General features: G+C 68.8%; 17 protein-coding genes. 13 read left to right on the forward strand and 4 right to left on the reverse strand.

Features of this window, described 5'->3' with window-relative positions:
* Window position 1 precedes the first annotated feature (1 nt).
* The 5 genes from ACFPIH_RS18925 (at window position 2) to ACFPIH_RS18945 (ending at window position 5,049) form a co-directional block, all read left to right on the forward strand.
* Window positions 2-433 carry an FAS1-like dehydratase domain-containing protein gene (locus ACFPIH_RS18925; protein WP_381163531.1) on the forward strand — a complete coding sequence of 144 codons (432 nt, stop codon included), beginning with the start codon at window positions 2-4 and terminating at the stop codon, window positions 431-433.
* The gene (locus tag ACFPIH_RS18930) at window positions 430-834 is read left to right on the forward strand and encodes a MaoC/PaaZ C-terminal domain-containing protein (protein ID WP_381163529.1); all 405 of its coding nucleotides are present in this window, start codon (window positions 430-432) and stop codon (window positions 832-834) included. The genes ACFPIH_RS18925 and ACFPIH_RS18930 overlap by 4 nt, the downstream gene beginning before the upstream one ends.
* A 33-nt stretch (window positions 835-867) precedes the next feature.
* Window positions 868-1,722 carry an SDR family oxidoreductase gene (locus ACFPIH_RS18935; RefSeq protein WP_381163526.1) on the forward strand — a complete coding sequence of 285 codons (855 nt, stop codon included), beginning with the start codon at window positions 868-870 and terminating at the stop codon, window positions 1,720-1,722.
* A gap of 116 nt (window positions 1,723-1,838) precedes the next feature.
* On the forward strand, window positions 1,839-4,316 hold the full coding sequence (locus ACFPIH_RS18940; RefSeq protein ID WP_381163523.1) for a CaiB/BaiF CoA transferase family protein: 2,478 nt from the start codon (window positions 1,839-1,841) through the stop codon (window positions 4,314-4,316).
* Between the two features lie 226 nt (window positions 4,317-4,542).
* The gene (locus tag ACFPIH_RS18945; RefSeq protein ID WP_385877190.1) at window positions 4,543-5,049 is read left to right on the forward strand and encodes an LLM class flavin-dependent oxidoreductase; all 507 of its coding nucleotides are present in this window, start codon (window positions 4,543-4,545) and stop codon (window positions 5,047-5,049) included.
* Window positions 5,050-5,086: 37 nt separating this feature from the next.
* Here ACFPIH_RS18945 and ACFPIH_RS18950 read toward each other — a convergent pair whose 3' ends face one another.
* Entirely contained in the window at window positions 5,087-5,773 is a 687-nt protein-coding gene (locus ACFPIH_RS18950; protein WP_381163520.1) for a TetR/AcrR family transcriptional regulator, read from the reverse strand.
* Window positions 5,774-5,973: 200 nt separating this feature from the next.
* Here ACFPIH_RS18950 and ACFPIH_RS18955 point away from each other — a divergent pair, with 200 nt between their 5' ends.
* The 8 genes from ACFPIH_RS18955 (at window position 5,974) to ACFPIH_RS18990 (ending at window position 12,813) form a co-directional block, all read left to right on the forward strand.
* Window positions 5,974-7,212 (forward strand): thiolase C-terminal domain-containing protein, encoded by a 1,239-nt coding sequence (locus tag ACFPIH_RS18955; RefSeq protein WP_381163517.1) that lies wholly within the window; start codon window positions 5,974-5,976, stop codon window positions 7,210-7,212.
* Entirely contained in the window at window positions 7,209-7,682 is a 474-nt protein-coding gene (locus ACFPIH_RS18960) for a Zn-ribbon domain-containing OB-fold protein (protein WP_381163514.1), read from the forward strand. Before ACFPIH_RS18955 ends, ACFPIH_RS18960 begins: the two co-directional genes overlap by 4 nt.
* Window positions 7,673-8,329: a histidine phosphatase family protein gene (locus tag ACFPIH_RS18965; RefSeq protein ID WP_381163511.1), complete on the forward strand. Its 657-nt coding sequence runs from the start codon at window positions 7,673-7,675 to the stop codon at window positions 8,327-8,329. Before ACFPIH_RS18960 ends, ACFPIH_RS18965 begins: the two co-directional genes overlap by 10 nt.
* Before the next feature lie 8 nt (window positions 8,330-8,337).
* Window positions 8,338-9,162, forward strand: a complete 825-nt coding sequence (locus ACFPIH_RS18970) for a mycofactocin-coupled SDR family oxidoreductase (protein WP_381163508.1) — start codon at window positions 8,338-8,340, stop codon at window positions 9,160-9,162.
* A gap of 67 nt (window positions 9,163-9,229) precedes the next feature.
* On the forward strand, window positions 9,230-10,693 hold the full coding sequence (locus ACFPIH_RS18975; RefSeq protein ID WP_381163505.1) for an aldehyde dehydrogenase family protein: 1,464 nt from the start codon (window positions 9,230-9,232) through the stop codon (window positions 10,691-10,693).
* 91 nt (window positions 10,694-10,784) lie between these two features.
* Window positions 10,785-11,930 (forward strand): amidohydrolase family protein, encoded by a 1,146-nt coding sequence (locus ACFPIH_RS18980; protein WP_381163502.1) that lies wholly within the window; start codon window positions 10,785-10,787, stop codon window positions 11,928-11,930.
* Between the two features lie 3 nt (window positions 11,931-11,933).
* Window positions 11,934-12,143, forward strand: coding sequence for a hypothetical protein (locus tag ACFPIH_RS18985; protein ID WP_381163499.1), 210 nt, complete (start codon window positions 11,934-11,936; stop codon window positions 12,141-12,143).
* Between the two features lie 37 nt (window positions 12,144-12,180).
* The gene (locus tag ACFPIH_RS18990) at window positions 12,181-12,813 is read left to right on the forward strand and encodes a PaaI family thioesterase (RefSeq protein ID WP_381163496.1); all 633 of its coding nucleotides are present in this window, start codon (window positions 12,181-12,183) and stop codon (window positions 12,811-12,813) included.
* 127 nt (window positions 12,814-12,940) lie between these two features.
* Here ACFPIH_RS18990 and ACFPIH_RS18995 read toward each other — a convergent pair whose 3' ends face one another.
* Genes ACFPIH_RS18995 through ACFPIH_RS19005 form a run of 3 tightly spaced genes read right to left on the reverse strand, consistent with a single transcriptional unit; the run spans window position 12,941 to window position 15,506 of the window.
* Window positions 12,941-13,639 (reverse strand): 3-oxoacid CoA-transferase subunit B, encoded by a 699-nt coding sequence (locus ACFPIH_RS18995; protein WP_381163493.1) that lies wholly within the window; start codon window positions 13,637-13,639, stop codon window positions 12,941-12,943.
* A complete protein-coding gene (locus ACFPIH_RS19000; protein ID WP_381163490.1) occupies window positions 13,636-14,307 on the reverse strand; it encodes a 3-oxoacid CoA-transferase subunit A in 672 nt (223 codons plus the stop codon). The genes ACFPIH_RS18995 and ACFPIH_RS19000 overlap by 4 nt, the downstream gene beginning before the upstream one ends.
* Entirely contained in the window at window positions 14,304-15,506 is a 1,203-nt protein-coding gene (locus tag ACFPIH_RS19005) for a thiolase family protein (protein ID WP_381163487.1), read from the reverse strand. Before ACFPIH_RS19005 ends, ACFPIH_RS19000 begins: the two co-directional genes overlap by 4 nt.
* Window positions 15,507-15,527: the final 21 nt, after the last annotated feature.

Consider the following 15,527-nt stretch of genomic DNA (forward strand, 5'->3'; position numbering starts at 1 on the left):
CATGGCGATCATGCCCATCGAGTGGGGCAAAGTGCGGGAGTACGCCATCGCGACAGCGGCGGCTCGCCCGGCCTACCTCGACGACCCGAAGGCTCCGATCCCGCCGACCTTCCTGGCGACGGTGATCTATTGGAGTCGCATCGGGGAAACGGTCCGCGCGCCCGAGGTGGCGGAGGCGTGCGCGACGGTCGGGATCGAGCCCGACGTGCGGAATCTGCTCTCACTGGAGCAGGAGTACTTCTTCCACGGCCCGGTACCGCGGGCAGGGGAGACCCTGCACAACTCCGAACGCCTGTATGACGTACGGATCAAACGGGGCCGTCAGGGACCGATGGTGATGGTCCGTTTCCTGGTGTCCTTCCACGACGAGCAGGGACTCCTGCGCGCCGAGTGCCGGTACACGTCCGCGTATGTGCGGAAGGAGGCGTCGTGATCGAGCTCGCACAGGGTGCCCGGCTTCCAGAGCGCACGTTCGGGCCGGTCACGATGACCGACATCGTGCGCTACCAGGGCGCGAGCGGTGACATGAACCCGATGCACCACGACGACGAACTCGCCCGGTCCGTCGGGTATCCCGCGGCCTTCAGCGCGGGGATGCTCGGTGCCGGCTGGCTCGCCGCGTACTGCACCGACCACTTCGGGGAGGAGAGCGTACGGCGCTTCCGCACGCGCTTCACACAGGCCGTGTACCGCGGAGACCGCCTGATCGCATCGGCCGAGGTCGTGCGGCTGTTCGAGCATGGCGACGAGCGACGTCTGGAGCTCACGATCCAGCTGCGCAAGGACGACGGTGCGCTCGTGGTCGACGGCTCCGCCGAGTTCGCGCTGACGTGAGCAACGCTCCCTCGACCGGAGAAAGGGAAAGCCGTGGCGGCTGGCGGTGAGTTGACAACCGGGACGAGCGAGCGTCCGGATCTGCCCGTCGCGTTGGTGATCGGCGGGGGCGGCATGGGGATGTCGGCGGCACGCCGGCTGGGCCAGTCCCACCGGCTCGTGCTGGCGAGCCTGTCGGCAGCCAAGAACCCGGCACGGGAGGTCGCGCTGCGCGAGGACGGGATCGACGCGGTGGTGACGCGGTGCGACATCACGGATCCCGCTTCGGTTGCGGAGCTCGGCGAGCTGCTCGCGGCCCGGGGACGGCTGCGCACGGTCGCACACGTCGCGGCGCTGTCCCCGTCGATGGGTGACTGGCGCACCCTGCTCGGGGTGAACCTCGTCGGGGCGAGGCTGATCGAGCGAATGAGCCTTGAGCGGGCCGCTCCGGGCACGGCTGCGGTCTTCGTGTCCTCCTCCGCCGGACACCTTGCCCAACCGCCGAGTGCGGAGATCACCGCCGTGCTCGACGACCCGCTGGCCCCGGACTTCGTCGAGCGTCTGGAGTCGCTTGTCACGGAGCAGACGTCGCTCCAGGCCTACCGGCTCACCAAGTTCGCGGTGCTCCGGATGTGCAGGAAACGGGCGGCGGCGTGGGGAGAGAAAGGAGCCCGCATCGTCTCCATGTCGCCGGGCCCGATCGCTACCCCGATGGGTGCGTTGGAGTCCGCAGGGCCCCACCGCGAAGTGAAGCTGAACATGCTGCGCCGGGCGCCGCTCGGCCGCGAAGGCACCATGGTCGAGACCGCCGATGCCATCGAGTTCCTCGCGTCCGACCGGGCGTCGTACATCACCGGGACCGATCTGCTGGTCGACGGCGGCATCCTCGCGACGACCCGGTTCAGCTGAGGCAGCACTACTGATCCGTCCCTATGAGTTCCTGTTTCGCCGAAGGCGAGCCCCCGGCGCTCCGAAGGACCGTGAGCGCCGCTGCCGCGGACCCGCACCGTCCCATGGAGATGAGAATGACCGACCAGAACGACGACCTCGGTGAAGGCCCCCTCCACGGCATCGTCGTCGTCGATCTCTCGACGACACTGCCCGGCGCTCAGGCCACTCAGTTCCTCGCGGACGCGGGAGCGGATGTCATTCTGGTCGAGCCGCCCGAGGGAAGCCCGCTTCGCGCGAATCCCGGCTGGCCGGGCCTGCTGCGCGGAAAGCGGAGCGTCGCACTCGACCTGAGCGACGACGCCGGTCGCGCGACGCTGGACGGTCTGCTCGCGCGGGCCGACGTCGCCGTCACCACGATGCGGCCGGCCGCCGCGGAGCGACTCGGCTTCACCGCCGAGCAGTTGGCGGCTCGGTACCCACGACTGGTCGCGGCTCTCATCACCGGCTGGGGAACCCGCGGACCGTGGTCCCACCGCAAGGGCTACGAGGCGCTGATCCTGGCCAAGAGCGGCGTTCTCCACTCCAAGCACCAACTCACCGCCGGACCGGATCCCGCCTACGTCACGACTCCCTACGCGTCGTTCGCGGCCGCGCAGGCAGCGGTCCAAGGCATCCTTGCGGCGCTGCTCGAACGGGAGGGGAGCGGCCTGGGCCAGGTGGTGGAGGCCGACCTGGTGACCGGGGTCGGAGCGTACGACCCGTACAACTGGTTCTACGAGCTGGTGCTCGGCCGCTACCCGGAGGCGTTCCAGCCGACGGGTGCGGCCTACGACGACCAGGGGCGGCCGCAGACCAAGCTGCAGTACGCGATGCTCATCGCCGCGACGGCGGACGGCACCTGGCTGCAGTTCGCGCAGACGGCGCCGCGGCTCATGCAGGCCTGGCTGGACGAGCTCGGCTTGAGCGCCGAACTCGCCGATCCGAAGTGGGACGGCTTTCCGATGCTTCCGACGCCGGAGCTTCGGTTCGAGTGGTGGAACAAGATGATCGCGAAGGTCGGGGAGCGGACGCTTCAGGAGTGGCAAGAGGTGTTCGCCGGCAATCCGGACGTCTTCGGCGAGCAGTTCCGTTCACCGGACGAGGCTCTCGACCATCCCCAACTGGTGCACGAAGGCCGCGTGGTCGTGGTCGACGATCCGGACCTCGGCCCGGTACGCCAGCCGTCGACCCTGGTCCACGCGGCCGGACGTCCGCTCACCAGGATTCGGCGTGCCCCTCGCCTCGGCGAGCACTCCCGGGAGCTGCGACAACTGGCTGCCGGCGAGTCGGCGGTGCGGGACGCCGGCGGAAGTCTCCTGAACGCCGGGGACCGGCATGGCCACTCAGGACTTCCCCTCGCCGGTGTGACGGTGCTCGAACTCGGCCTGATGTACGCCGGACCGTACGGCGCGACCCTCCTCGCCGACCTCGGTGCGCGGGTCATCAAGGTCGAGCCTCTCGAAGGCGACCTGATCCGAGGCATCATGGCGTTCCCCGAGGCGGGTGGCGCGAAGGCGCTCCAGGGGAAGGAGAGCATCGCCGTGGACGTCCGGACCGCCGAAGGACTGGAGATCCTGCGCGAGTTGGTCAAGCAGGTCGACGTGGTGCTCCAGTGCTACCGGGCGGGCGTCGCCGCCCGGATCGGTGTCGACGAGGCTTCGCTGAAGTCGATCAACCCGGATCTGGTCTACGTGAACGCTCCTGGCTTCGGGATCGACGGCCCGTACGGTTCCAAGCCCGCCTACGCCCCCTCCATCGGCGCGGCATCGGGAGTCTCCGTGACCGACGCACAGGTGGTCGGCCGTCCCGCCGGGGATCGCGACCAGTTGCTGAGCCAGGCCCGCAGGCTGTACGCCGGTGGGACCGTACCGGCGGTCCAGTCCGACGGGATGGCCGCCCTCGGCGTCGGCTCGGCCCTGCTCCTGGGGATCTACGCGAAGCGTCGTGGCATCGAACTGACCGACATCGTCGCCACGATGCTCGGCACGAGCACCCAGGCGCTGATCTCGCGCAACACCAGCTATGAGGGCCGTCCCGCACATCCTCCTGTCGACGCCGACTTCCGAGGCGTCAGTGCCCTCTACCGGATGTATCCCGCATCCGACGGCTGGCTGTTCCTCGCTGCGCCGGCGGAGCGGGACTGGGCTCCACTGGTCGCCGGGCTCGGCGACCCCGGCGACCTCGCCGACGAGCGGTTCGCCACGAGCCGGGCGCGGGCCGCCAACGACGACGCCCTCGCAGATGTGCTCACCAAGATCTTCGCCACCCGGACGAAGGCCGAGTGGGAGGCCGATCTGACGGCGAAGGACGTCGGCTGCGTCGCGGTCACCCAGGAACCGGCGGAACGACACATGCAGGGCGACGAGTTCTACGACGCGGGCTACGCGGTCGACGCGGTCAGCCCGGTCTTCGACGAGCACCGTCGCCTCGCGCCGCTGAACCGCTTCTCCCGATCGGCGACCAAGCCGGAGGGAGGCTGCAGCCTGGGCCAGCACACCCACGCTCTGCTGCGCGCGATCGGATACGACGAAGCCCGAATCGCCGGCCTCCGCGACGCGGGAGTCGTGCGGTGACCTGACGTCCGGAGGGGTGAGGGCGATGGGGTTCGACGTGCCGGCGAGCCTGGCGCCTCGCGGGCCGGGGGCCTCGGCTTCCCAGGAATGACCCTCCCTGAGGGCGGCCGGCAGGAGATCCACGAGCACGCGCCGACTCGGAAGGGGGTCGTCGCACGCCGTATTCACGGCGTGGGTACGGCTAGCGGGGACAGCAGCGCCGAGACCGGCAGTCAGAGGTCTCATCCTGTACAGCTTCACCACCGCGCGGTACATGCGGGAGGTGGCACAGCCCGCCATCGACCGCGGGCTCGCCGCCGGGGGACGGGACAGGAACGGTTTCGAGGTACGGGCCAGCCCGTTCGTGGTCACGGACCCGGACGGACCCGCCAGGGAGCGGGCGATCTCCGCGGTCCGCGAACAGATCGCCTTCTACGCGTCGACCCCGTCGTACCGCCCGGTGCTCGAACTGCACGGCTGGGGCGACCTGGGGACCGAGCTGTGGGCACTCTCGCGGCAGAACCGATGGGCCGAGATGGGTGCACTCATCGACGACGACGTGTTGGGCGCCTTCGCGGTCGTAGCCGAGCCGGAGGGGCTCGCCGAGGCAATACGTCAGCACATCGGCGGCTACGCCGACCGGGTCGGGCTCACCCTCCCGCAGGGGTCGGACCCCGACTGGCACGCGGGCGTCGTCCGCTCGCTGAAGGAAACCGCCGCGGCCCCTGGCAGCTGGTCACCGGACATCTCGTAGCGGAAACGATCGTGGTGGTCGCTGCCGTCCGAGGTTGTCATCCCCGGCGGTTCCTTGCGCCGGCCTCCTCCTCCATGAGGTCGGATGTCACCGGTGAGACGGGCGCGGTCAGCATGCCCACCCACCCGTCGATGTAGTTGTTGAGCATCGCGTCGCTGATCCTGTGCCGGCTCCGCGCGTGATCACCCAGGAGGTTCAGCACGCTGTTGTAGAGCTGCACCTCGCGGCCACGCCGTACTCGGTCGGGCAGATCGCCGAGCAGACCGGGCACCAGCTCCTGGAGAACGTCGGTGGCTTCCTCGATCTGCCTCGGCCAGTACTCCGCATTCGCGCTCGCGGGGGCCAGCCTGGCCAGGAACGGTACGAACATCTCGCCGGCCTCGATGCTCTCGACCAGCGGGCGGACGACCAGCCACACCGCGGCCAGGGGGTCGTCGGACACGCCGTCGGCCCGGGCCTCCTCAAGCAGCACGGCTCGGCGCTCGTCGATGGTCCGGTAGCGGAAAGCGATCAGGTCCCGCACCAGGCCCGCCTTCGAGCCGAAGTGGTAGGTGATGACCGACGAGTTCGACTGACCTGCCTCCACCTGGATCTCCCGCAGGGTCACACCCTCGACCCCCCGCACGGCGAAGAGCCTCTCCGCGGTCGTCATCAACAGCTCACGGGTCGCCTCTCCCGTCGTGTGCCGGCGTCTGCGTCCGGCGGTCTTCTCGTCCACTGCCATGGTCCTCGTCCTCGTCCCCGTTCGAGTCGGGAGTGCTAGCCGACACCCATGTTGGTAGACGTCGCGCAGCCGGTGCAACGTCAAAACTAATGGAGAGGTATTAGAAAGTATGGACAGTCGGCACAGTCGGTGGAACAGTTCGATGCGAAGACCTGGCAGCGCAGGCCGCATACCTCCCTACTTCCGGAGGGCTACACACGATGCCGAAGATCTGGACCAACCCCGGCGACTCGCAGGACTCGGGACTACGCGACGTCGCGATCGTCGGTGTCGGTGCCACGCCCTACTACCGGAGGGGCGAGTCCACCGGCAAGAGCATCACGCAGCTCGCCGGTGAAGCCATCCTCGCCGCCTGCGCGGACGCCGGGCTCTCGGTGAGGCAGATCGACGGCTTCGCCTACTACTCGGGCGCCGGTGCCGGTTACGGCGACAAGATGGAGTCCGTCGACTTCATGGAGACCCTCGGTATCCCCGAGGTCCGTTTCTCGGCGTCGCTCACGAACGGCGGCGGCGGCTCCGCGGGGGCCATCGGCCTCGCACGCGCGGCCCTCGTCGCCGGCGACGCGTCGGTCGTCGTCACGGTCATGGCGCTGCAGCAGCACAAGCAGCGCCTCGGCACGGTGATAGCGGCCAAGCCGGTGACCCCGATCAGCTCCTTCCTGCAGCCGTCCGGGCTGGCGGGGCCGGGCCACCTGATGTCGGTGCTGGCGCGGCGTCACATGCACCAGTACGGCACCACCCGGGACGCGTTCGCGGAGATCGCCGTCTCCACCCGGCAGAACGCGCTGAACCGGCCCAAGGCGCTGCAGAGGACGCCCCTGACCCGCGACGAGTACTTCAGAGGGCGGATGATCGCCGAGCCGCTGTGCGTGTACGACTTCTGTCTGGAGACGGAAGGCGCGGTGGCGGTGATCACGACCTCGATCGACCACGCACGCGATCTGCGGCAGCGGCCGGTACCCGTGGTGGCCGTCGCGCACGGCGGCACCCGGGAATGGGGCCGCGGGTTCTCGTGGTACGGCATGCCGGACGAGACCTTCACCTCCTCCGGTCACAAGTCGATCGCCGGACACCTGTACAAGCAGGCGGGCATCACGCCGCAGGACATCGATGTGGCACTGATCTACGACCATTTCACCCCCATGGTGCTGATGCAGCTGGAGGACTACGGCTTCTGCGACAAGGGCGACGGCGGGCCGTTCGTCGAGAGCGGCGCCATCCGCTACTCCCGCCGACGGAAGCCGGGGAGCATCGCGGTGAACCCTCATGGCGGACAGCTCTCCGAGGCGTACGTCATCGGTATGACCCAGATCGTCGAGGGAGTCGAGCAGATGCGCGGCACCGCGATCAACCAGGTCGCCGACGCCGAGTTCGCGCTGTGCACCGGCGGTCCGGCCAGTCTGCCGGTCAGCGGCCTGATCCTGGGGCGTGACCGGTGAGCGCGGCGCGCCTGGCGACGGCCCTGCCGTCGGACGTCGTCAGGATCGCGACGGACACCGTGACCGAGCCGTTCTGGCAGGCCGCGAAGCAGCGGCGGTTGGTGGTGCCGAAGTGCGGCGACTGCGGAACCTTCCGGCTGCCTCCCACTCCGTTCTGCCCGGAGTGCCGGTCCACCGCGGTGGACTGGCCTCAGCTGTCCGGTCGTGCGACCGTCTACAGCTTCGCCGTGGTGCACGGCTATCCCGGGTTGCCGGATCTGACCCTGGTCCCCGCCGTGGTCGAACTGCCGGACGCGCCTGGGGCGAGGCTGGTCACCAATGTGATCGGTGTCGAACCGGAGAACGTACGGATCGGGATGTCGCTGACCATCGACTTCCATCCCATCACCGACGGCTGGCTGCTCCCCGTGTTCCGCGTGGCCGCCGACGCCGGGAACGACCTCGCGGAAAGGCCCCGACGATGGGTGTGATCCTCTTCGTTCGGCATGGCCAGGCCTCTGTGGGCGCGGCGGGCTACGACGTACTGTCCGCCACCGGCGAACTCCAGTCCGACATGCTCGGGAGGGAATTCTCCCGCCGTGGTGTTTCCGCGGCACGAATCCTGTCCGGCCGCCTGAAGCGGCAGCAGGAGACCGCCCGTCGCGCCCGCCGTGCGTCGAATTGGACGGCTTCTGTCGAGGCCGACGAAGCATGGAACGAGTTCGACCACGATGACATTCTCGCGGTGCGTCAAAGGGTTGGCGCCGATGCCGGCGTACCGGCGGGACAAACCCAGCAGTCCTGGTTCGATCAGGTAATTCCCCGATGGTCGTCGGGCTTGCACGACCACGACTACGCGGAACCCTTCCCCGCGTTCACGAAGCGGGTGGACAGCGCTTTGAGAACACTGGCCGCCGAGCTGGCCTCAGGGGAGACCGCTGTCGTCTTCACCAGCGCGGGAGTGATCGGGTGGGTCGCCGCATCGTTGCTCGGGGCCGGAGAGCCGCAGTGGTTCGCGCTGAACCGAGTGGCAGTCAACACCGGGGTCACGAAAGTCGTCGCGGGAAGCCGAGGCCTCACACTCGTCACCTTCAACGAGCATTCCCACCTGTCCCCTCAACTCGTCACCTACAGATAGGGACTGTCATGGAGCCAGGCAGGAAGGTCGCCTTCATCACCGGTGTGGCCCGTGGTCAGGGCCGCGCACACGCCGTGAAACTCGCATCGCAGGGCATGGACATCATTGGTCTCGACATCTGCGAGAACATCGAGTCGATGGACTACCCGAACGCCACCGAGGACGACCTCCGGGCGACCGTCAAGGCTGTCGAAGAGGCCGGAGGGGCGATCGTCGCCGAGAAGGGCGACGTTCGCAGTGACGACGATCTGCGTCGGGTCCTGGGCCACGGTCTCGATCGCTTCGGCCGGGTCGACGTCCTGCTCGCGAATGCCGGCATTGTCCGGCTCTCCCCCGGAGGCGACCGCGAACGCACCTGGGCCGACATCATCGATGTGAACCTGACGGGCGTATGGCGCACCATCGAGGTGGTGCTGCCGGCGATCCGTGAGGGGAGGCGCGGCGGGTCCGTCGTCATCACGAGTTCCGTGGCAGCGATCAAGGGTGTAGCGAACGACAAGGCCGGCGGCCAGGCCTACACGGCGGCGAAAAGGGGCCTGGTCGGCCTGATGCAGGTACTCGCCAACGAGTACGCCCACGAGATGATTCGGTTCAACACCATTCATCCCACTGGCGTGTTGTCGGGCATGACGCAGAACCCGGCCATGGAGGAACTCCACGCACAGGCCGCCAGAGGCGAGAAGAACCCGATCAGCCAAATGCGGAACGCCCTCCCCATCGACATTCTCCAACCCGAGGACATCGCCAACGCCGTCGCGTGGCTGGTATCCGATCAAGCCGCATACATCACCGGTGTCCAACTGCCACTCGACGCCGGATTCGCCATCCGCTGACAGCGCGGCCTCCGTGCCCCGGCAGCCCCGCACCCGCTGGTCAGAAGTTCTCCGGGAGGCAACACCCATGACCGTGACCGCTCCGCACGTCCGACTTCGCTACGGCGACAAGGTTCTCGATTCCGGGTCCGGCGGTGTCTTCGAGCATCGCAATCCCTATTCGGGCGAGGTACAGGCGGCGATCCCGTTGGCCGGCGCCGCCGAGATCAACGAGGCCGTCGAGCTGGCGGCCGCACAGGCAGAGGCCTGGCGCCGCTGGACGCCGGAGGCGCGACGCGACGTCCTGACGCGTTTCGCCGACCTGCTGGCCGAACACCGTCAGGATTTCGTCGACCTCCAGGCGCTCGACGGCGGCACCCCGACGCACTTCGGCCTGCGGATCGTCGACAACTCGATCAGCTGGACGCGCTACTACGCCGGGTGGTGCGACAAGCTGTCCGGCGAACTGATCTCAACGCTCGACACACGCGGGTACTTCTCCTACACGACGCCGCAGCCGTACGGCGTCGTCGGAGTCATCGTCACCTGGAACGGGCCCGTCGTCTCTCTGGGGATGAAGGTCATACCCGCGCTGGCCGCGGGGAACTGCGTGGTGGTCAAACCGTCGGAGTTCACGCCCTTCGCGCCGTACCTGTACGCGCAGCTGCTGCGGGAGGCCGGCGTGCCGGACGGCGTGTGCAGCATTCTCAGCGGCGGTCCCGAGGCAGGGGAGGCCCTGGTTCGCCACCCCAGGGTGGAGAAGGTGACTTTCACCGGCGGACCTGTCGCGGCGCGCAGGATCATGCACGCGTGTGCCGAACAACTCAAGCCCGCGGTACTCGAGTTGGGCGGGAAGACGGGCAGCATCGTCTTCCCGGACGCCGGTGACCTGGAGGCCGTGGCCGCCCGCGCCGTGCGAGACAGTATCGGGGTTCTGGCGGGCCAGGGCTGCGTGGTGCCGACCCGGCTGATCGTGCACGAGGACATCTACGACGAAGTGGTCAAACGTGTCACGGTGGTCGCCGCGACATACCGGATGGGTGATCCGTTCGATCCCGAGGTCAAGGTGGGGCCGCTCATCAACGCCGCCGCCGTCGAGCGGGTCTGCGGGATGCTCGACCGCGTCAGGCGGGACAACGCGGGCCGGATCACTCTCGGCGGCAACAGGGCCGGTGGCGACCTCGCCGACAAGAACTTCGTCGAGCCCACCGTCATCGTCGATGCCGATCCCGACTCCGAGATCGCGCAGACGGAGGTCTTCGGCCCCGTACTGCTGGTCTTCAAGTTCTCGACCGAGGACGAGGCGGTCGCCCTCGCCAACAGCACGCCGTACGGACTCGGCGCCAACATCCAGTCGACGAACCTGACCCGCGTCCACCGAGTGGCCGAGCGTCTGAAGGCCGGTGGTGTCTACGTCAACGGTGCGCGGCAGAACCTCCCGTACACGCCCTTCGGCGGTCTCGGAATCAGCGGCTACGGCAAAGAAGGCGGACGAGCCGGCATCGACGAGTTCCTGCGCTACAAGACCGTGTCGATCATCGAACCGGAGTGACGGCTGAGTTGCCTCACTTGCGCCGCACCGGCGTCGGCCTCACCCGCACACCCAGAACAACGACACTGAAGACCCTGAGCCAGGAGAACCGATGACGGAAAAGATCTGGGCCAACTCCGGTGACTCCCACTTCATGGAGCCCGACGACCTGTGGCGCAGCAACCTGCCCGAGCGCCTGGCGGAACTGATGCCCCGGTCGGAGAAGGACCCCGACGGCGCGTACGAGACCGTGCACATCGACGGCATGTCCTTCCGCCGTGCGACGCCGCCGATCAAGGCCAAGGAGTTCTACGAGGCGTCGTACCGTGCCCCAGGCGCCCGCGACGTGGCACTCCGGATGAAGGACCTGGACGACGAGGGCATCTGGGCCGAACTGGTCTTCCCCTCGCTGGGTATGTGGAGCTCGTCCTTCCGTACCCCGGAGGCGCTGCGCGAGGCGCTGCGCATCAGCAACGACTGGGCGTGGGACACCATCGACCAGGCTTCACCCCGGCTGGTCGCCACCGCCCAGGTCTCCACCCTGGACATCAACGACGCGACGAAGGAACTGCAACGCGTGGCCGGCATGGGCTACCGCGCGGTCTTCATGCCGACCACCCCGCACCCACTGCAGAAGGACTACAACCACGACGTGTGGGAGCCCTTCTGGGCCCTGGCCGAGGAGGCGAACATCGTCATCGCCTTCCACATCGGCACCGACCCGGTCGACCTCGCTTCCGGCGCGTCGGCCGGCGTCGTCCACCGCGGTCCGGGCGGCGCGGTACTGAACTACACCGAGACCACCTATTCCGGCCAGCGCGCGGTGACCAAGATGGTCGCCTCCGGCGCCCTGGACCGCCACCCGAACCTGAAGGTACTGGTCTCCGAAGGTGGCGCCACATGGGTGCCCTTCATCGCCGACCGCATCGAGGAGGGCTACCGCCAGCACGCCATGGTGGTCCGGCCGAAGCTGAAGCGATCACCGCGCGAGATCATCTACGCGCAGGTGTACGCCTCCTTCCAGCACGACCGGACCGCCGTGGCCGCCGCCACCGCGATGGGGTACGACAACGTCCTGTGGGGCAGCGACTACCCGCATATGGAAGGCACCTTCGGGCACACCCAGGAGACGCTGCACGGTCTCTTCGACGGGGTCGCTCCCCAGGTGAAGGAGCGGATCACGGTCGGCGCCTTCGCCGAGCTGTTCCCCGGGGTGCCGCCGCTGCCGACCGCCGCCACCGCGCCCGCCGGAGCCTGAGTCATGTCCGACAACGTCATGTACGACTCACCCACGGAGTTCCTGCACGAGGTCGCGAGCGAGGGCGGCAAGTGCGTGGCCCAGTCGGTGATCCCCACCGACGCCGGTGACTACCGGTGCGCCTGCTCCTGCGAGAGGTGGGAGATCCTGGCCCCGAGCCGCGAGGAAGGCCTGCGCCTGGCCCGCGCGCACACCGGGTCGGTACCCGAGTGACGCCGGGGGACAGGCACGGAAGAGCGGAAGGAACACGATGACGGCGCGCGAATGGGCCGGCCGGGTCCACCCGGCCGGCCCCTGGGAGCCGGACCCGGGCCCCATGCCGGTGCCGGGCGGAGCCGGGTTCGGTGACATGATCGACGCCCTGCGGGAGTTGCAGGACACGATCACCGGGGCCGCCCCGCCACCGCACCTCGTCGAGCAGGCGACGCGCGCCCTGCGTGAGGTGTCGGCAGCCCTGAAACCGCACACGGTTCCCGAGCGGGAACAGATCACCGGCCATCGTATGGACCTGCGCGGGCGCGGGCAGACCATGGCGCCCGCGTTCGTCCCGGACGAGTGGGACGACTCCCGCGTCAGCGGCCGGGTCACCTTCGGCCGTCACTACCTCGGCGGCAATGGCGCGGTGCACGGCGGGGCGGTCCCGCTGCTGTTCGACGAGGTCCTCGGCCGACTCGCCAACAGCGGGCGCCGCGTTTCCCGCACGGCGTACCTGCATGTCAACTTCCGCCGGATCACTCCCGTCGGGGTGGAACTGAGGCTCGACGCCAAGTTCGAACGGGAGGAGGGCCGCAAGCGGTTCCTCACCGCGGCCCTCTATGACGGCGGCCATGTCACCGCCGACGCGGAAGGCCTGTTCGTCGCGCTGCGCCCCGGCCAGCCATGAGCGGCCCGATCCTGCTCGGCAACGCAGGCACGCGACCCGTCGTACCGAACGTCCACCGTGCCCTCAAAGCGATCCTGCGAGACGCGTACAAGAAGGGAACAACGGCCGATGACCCGGTGGCAATCGGCTACTTCACCGAAGGGATCCTGGCTTCGTTCGCCGGTGTGAGGGGTACGTCAAGGCGTGCTGCGAGCACGTCGTACGGGATACCGAAGGTTTCGAGGACGGTGGCTCCTTCGGGGCCGACACTGAACGTCGCGAGGTCGGTGTAGACGCGGTCGACGCACCCCGGCCCGGTCAGCGGGCAACTGCATTCCCGCACCAGTTTGGGCGAGCCGTCCTTCGCGAAGAGCGTCATCATGACGAACACCTTCTTGGCGCCGATCGCGAGGTCCATGGCACCCCCGACAGCGGGGATCGCGTCGCGTGCGCCGGTATGCCAGTTGGCCAGGTCACCGGCAGCCGAGACCTGGAACGCGCCGAGCACGCAGATGTCGAGGTGGCCGCCGCGCATCATCGCGAAGGAGTCGGCGTGATGGAAGTAGGCCGCTCCCGGCAGCTCGGTGACCGGGATCTTTCCCGCGTTGGTGAGATCGGGATCCACCTGACCGGGCGCGGCTGCGGGGCCCATGTTGAGCATGCCGTTCTCGGTGTGCAGCACCACCCCCGACCCCTCGGGGAGATGGTCGGCGACCAGCGTCGGCTGGCCGATGCCCAGGTTGACGTAGGAGCCGTGCGGGATGTCGCGTGCCACGAGGGCGGCCATCTCGTCCTTGCTCAGCGGCCCCCGGTCGAGGTTCTCCACCAGCGAGGCAGACGCGTTCATGCGGGCACCCCCGCCTGCACGACGCGGTCGACGTAGATGCTCGGTGTCACGACTACCTCCGGGTCGATCGCACCGACCTCGACGATCTCGCGGACCTGGGCCACCACTGTGTTCGCGGCGGTGGCCATGACCGGTCCGAAGTTGCGGGCGGTCTTGCGATAGACGAGGTTGCCCATGCGGTCGGCCCTGTGGGCGCCGATCAGTGCCACGTCGCCCTTGATCGGGTACTCCAGGACGTAGGTGCGGCCGTGTATCTCGCGGGTCTCCTTCCCCTCCGCCAGGGGTGTGCCGGCGCCCGTGGGTGAGAAGAACGCGCCGATACCCGCACCGGCCGCGCGCATCCGTTCGGCGAGGGTGCCCTGTGGCACCACCTCGAGCTCGATCCGTCCCTCGCGGTAGAGCTGCTCGAAGACCCACGAGTCGGACTGGCGGGGGAAGGAGCACACGATCCTGCGTACCCGCCCCTTGGCGAGGAGCGCGGCCAGTCCGGTGTCGCCGTTGCCGGCGTTGTTCGACACCACGGTCAGTTCGGTCGCGCCCTGCCGGATGAGCGCGTCGATCAACTCGACCGGCATGCCGGCCATGCCGAACCCGCCGACCAGCACGGTCGAACCGTCCCTGATACCGGTCACGGCCTCATCGGCATCCGCACATACCTGAACAGTCATCGGGCTCCCTCCGTCACGTTCTCCAGGACGACCGCCAGGGCCTGTCCGACACCGATACAGATCGCGGCGACGCCCCACCGCTTTCCCGACGCGCGCAAGCGTGCGGCGAGGGTGCCGAGGATCCGGCCGCCGGAGGCGCCGAGCGGATGGCCGATCGCGATCGCACCGCCCTTGGTGTTGACGATGGCCGGATCGATCTTCCAGGCATCCACGCAGGCCAGCGACTGAACGGCGAAGGCTTCGTTGAGTTCGACCGCCGACACGTCAGACCAGGAGATCCCCGCCCGTTTCAGTGCCCGCTCGGCTGCCTCGACCGGCGCGAACCCGAACATCTGCGGCTCAAGTGCCGATACTCCGCGGCCCGCTATGCGCGCCAGAGGCGCGAGGCCGATGCGAGACGAGGCCTCCTCCGACCCGATCAGCACGGCGGACGCGCCGTCGTTCAGTGGTGAGGCGTTGCCGGCGGTGATGACGCCGTCGGGGCGGAACGCCGGTCGGAGGCCGGCCAGCTTCTGCGGCGAGGTCGTTGGCCGTATGCCCTCGTCGCGGGAGAGACGGACCTCGCCGTCCAGCGCGACGGGAACCACCAGCTCGTCGTAGAAACCCGAGTTCCAGGCATCGTCCGCGAGATGGTGCGAGTGGGCGGCGAACTCGTCCTGCCGTTCGCGGGTGATGGCGAACCGCTCGGCCAGCTGCTCGTTCGCCTCGCCCAGGGAGACGGTCCACTCCTTGGGCATGCGCTCGTTGACCAGCCGCCACCCCAGGGTGGTCGACACGGCGGTCATGTCGCCGGCGGGGAAGGCCCGGGACGGCTTGGGCATGACCCACGGCGCACGCGTCATCGACTCCACCCCGCCGGTGAGGACGATGTCGGCGTCCCCGCTCTCGACGGCACGCGAGCCGATGATCGCCGCGTCGAGCGAGGAGCCGCAGAGCCGGTTGACGGTCGTGGCCGGCACGGACGTCGGCAGCCCCGCCAGAAGGACCGCCATCCGGCCGACGTTCCGGTTGTCCTCGCCCGCGCCGTTGGCGTTCCCCCAGTACACGTCGCCGAGGAGCGCGGGGTCGAGCGACGGCGACTTGGCCAGGACTCCTGAGACGGCGACGGCGGCGAGGTCGTCGGGTCGGACCTCGGCGAGCGCTCCACCGAACCGTCCGAAGGGGGTTCTCACTGTGGTGTAAACGAAGCTGGCAACCATGGGGCTCAACGTAGGTTCGCC

Origin of the sequence: Streptomyces vulcanius (assembly GCF_042653945.1) — a bacterium.
Lineage (GTDB): Bacteria > Actinomycetota > Actinomycetes > Streptomycetales > Streptomycetaceae > Streptomyces > Streptomyces mangrovi.

Bases quoted from the DNA above. Each gene is read 5' to 3' on its own strand.
- ACFPIH_RS18925 (WP_381163531.1), top strand. From the start codon at position 2: ATGGCGATCATGCCCATCGAGTGGGGCAAAGTGCGGGAGTACGCCATC.
- ACFPIH_RS18940 (WP_381163523.1), top strand. From the start codon at position 1,839: ATGACCGACCAGAACGACGACCTCGGTGAAGGCCCCCTCCACGGCATC.
- ACFPIH_RS18950 (WP_381163520.1), bottom strand. From the start codon at position 5,773: ATGGCAGTGGACGAGAAGACCGCCGGACGCAGACGCCGGCACACGACG.
- ACFPIH_RS18955 (WP_381163517.1), top strand. From the start codon at position 5,974: ATGCCGAAGATCTGGACCAACCCCGGCGACTCGCAGGACTCGGGACTA.
- ACFPIH_RS18965 (WP_381163511.1), top strand. From the start codon at position 7,673: ATGGGTGTGATCCTCTTCGTTCGGCATGGCCAGGCCTCTGTGGGCGCG.
- ACFPIH_RS18970 (WP_381163508.1), top strand. From the start codon at position 8,338: ATGGAGCCAGGCAGGAAGGTCGCCTTCATCACCGGTGTGGCCCGTGGT.
- ACFPIH_RS18975 (WP_381163505.1), top strand. From the start codon at position 9,230: ATGACCGTGACCGCTCCGCACGTCCGACTTCGCTACGGCGACAAGGTT.
- ACFPIH_RS18980 (WP_381163502.1), top strand. From the start codon at position 10,785: ATGACGGAAAAGATCTGGGCCAACTCCGGTGACTCCCACTTCATGGAG.
- ACFPIH_RS18985 (WP_381163499.1), top strand. From the start codon at position 11,934: ATGTCCGACAACGTCATGTACGACTCACCCACGGAGTTCCTGCACGAG.
- ACFPIH_RS18990 (WP_381163496.1), top strand. From the start codon at position 12,181: ATGACGGCGCGCGAATGGGCCGGCCGGGTCCACCCGGCCGGCCCCTGG.
- ACFPIH_RS18995 (WP_381163493.1), bottom strand. From the start codon at position 13,639: ATGAACGCGTCTGCCTCGCTGGTGGAGAACCTCGACCGGGGGCCGCTG.
- ACFPIH_RS19000 (WP_381163490.1), bottom strand. From the start codon at position 14,307: ATGACTGTTCAGGTATGTGCGGATGCCGATGAGGCCGTGACCGGTATC.
- ACFPIH_RS19005 (WP_381163487.1), bottom strand. From the start codon at position 15,506: ATGGTTGCCAGCTTCGTTTACACCACAGTGAGAACCCCCTTCGGACGG.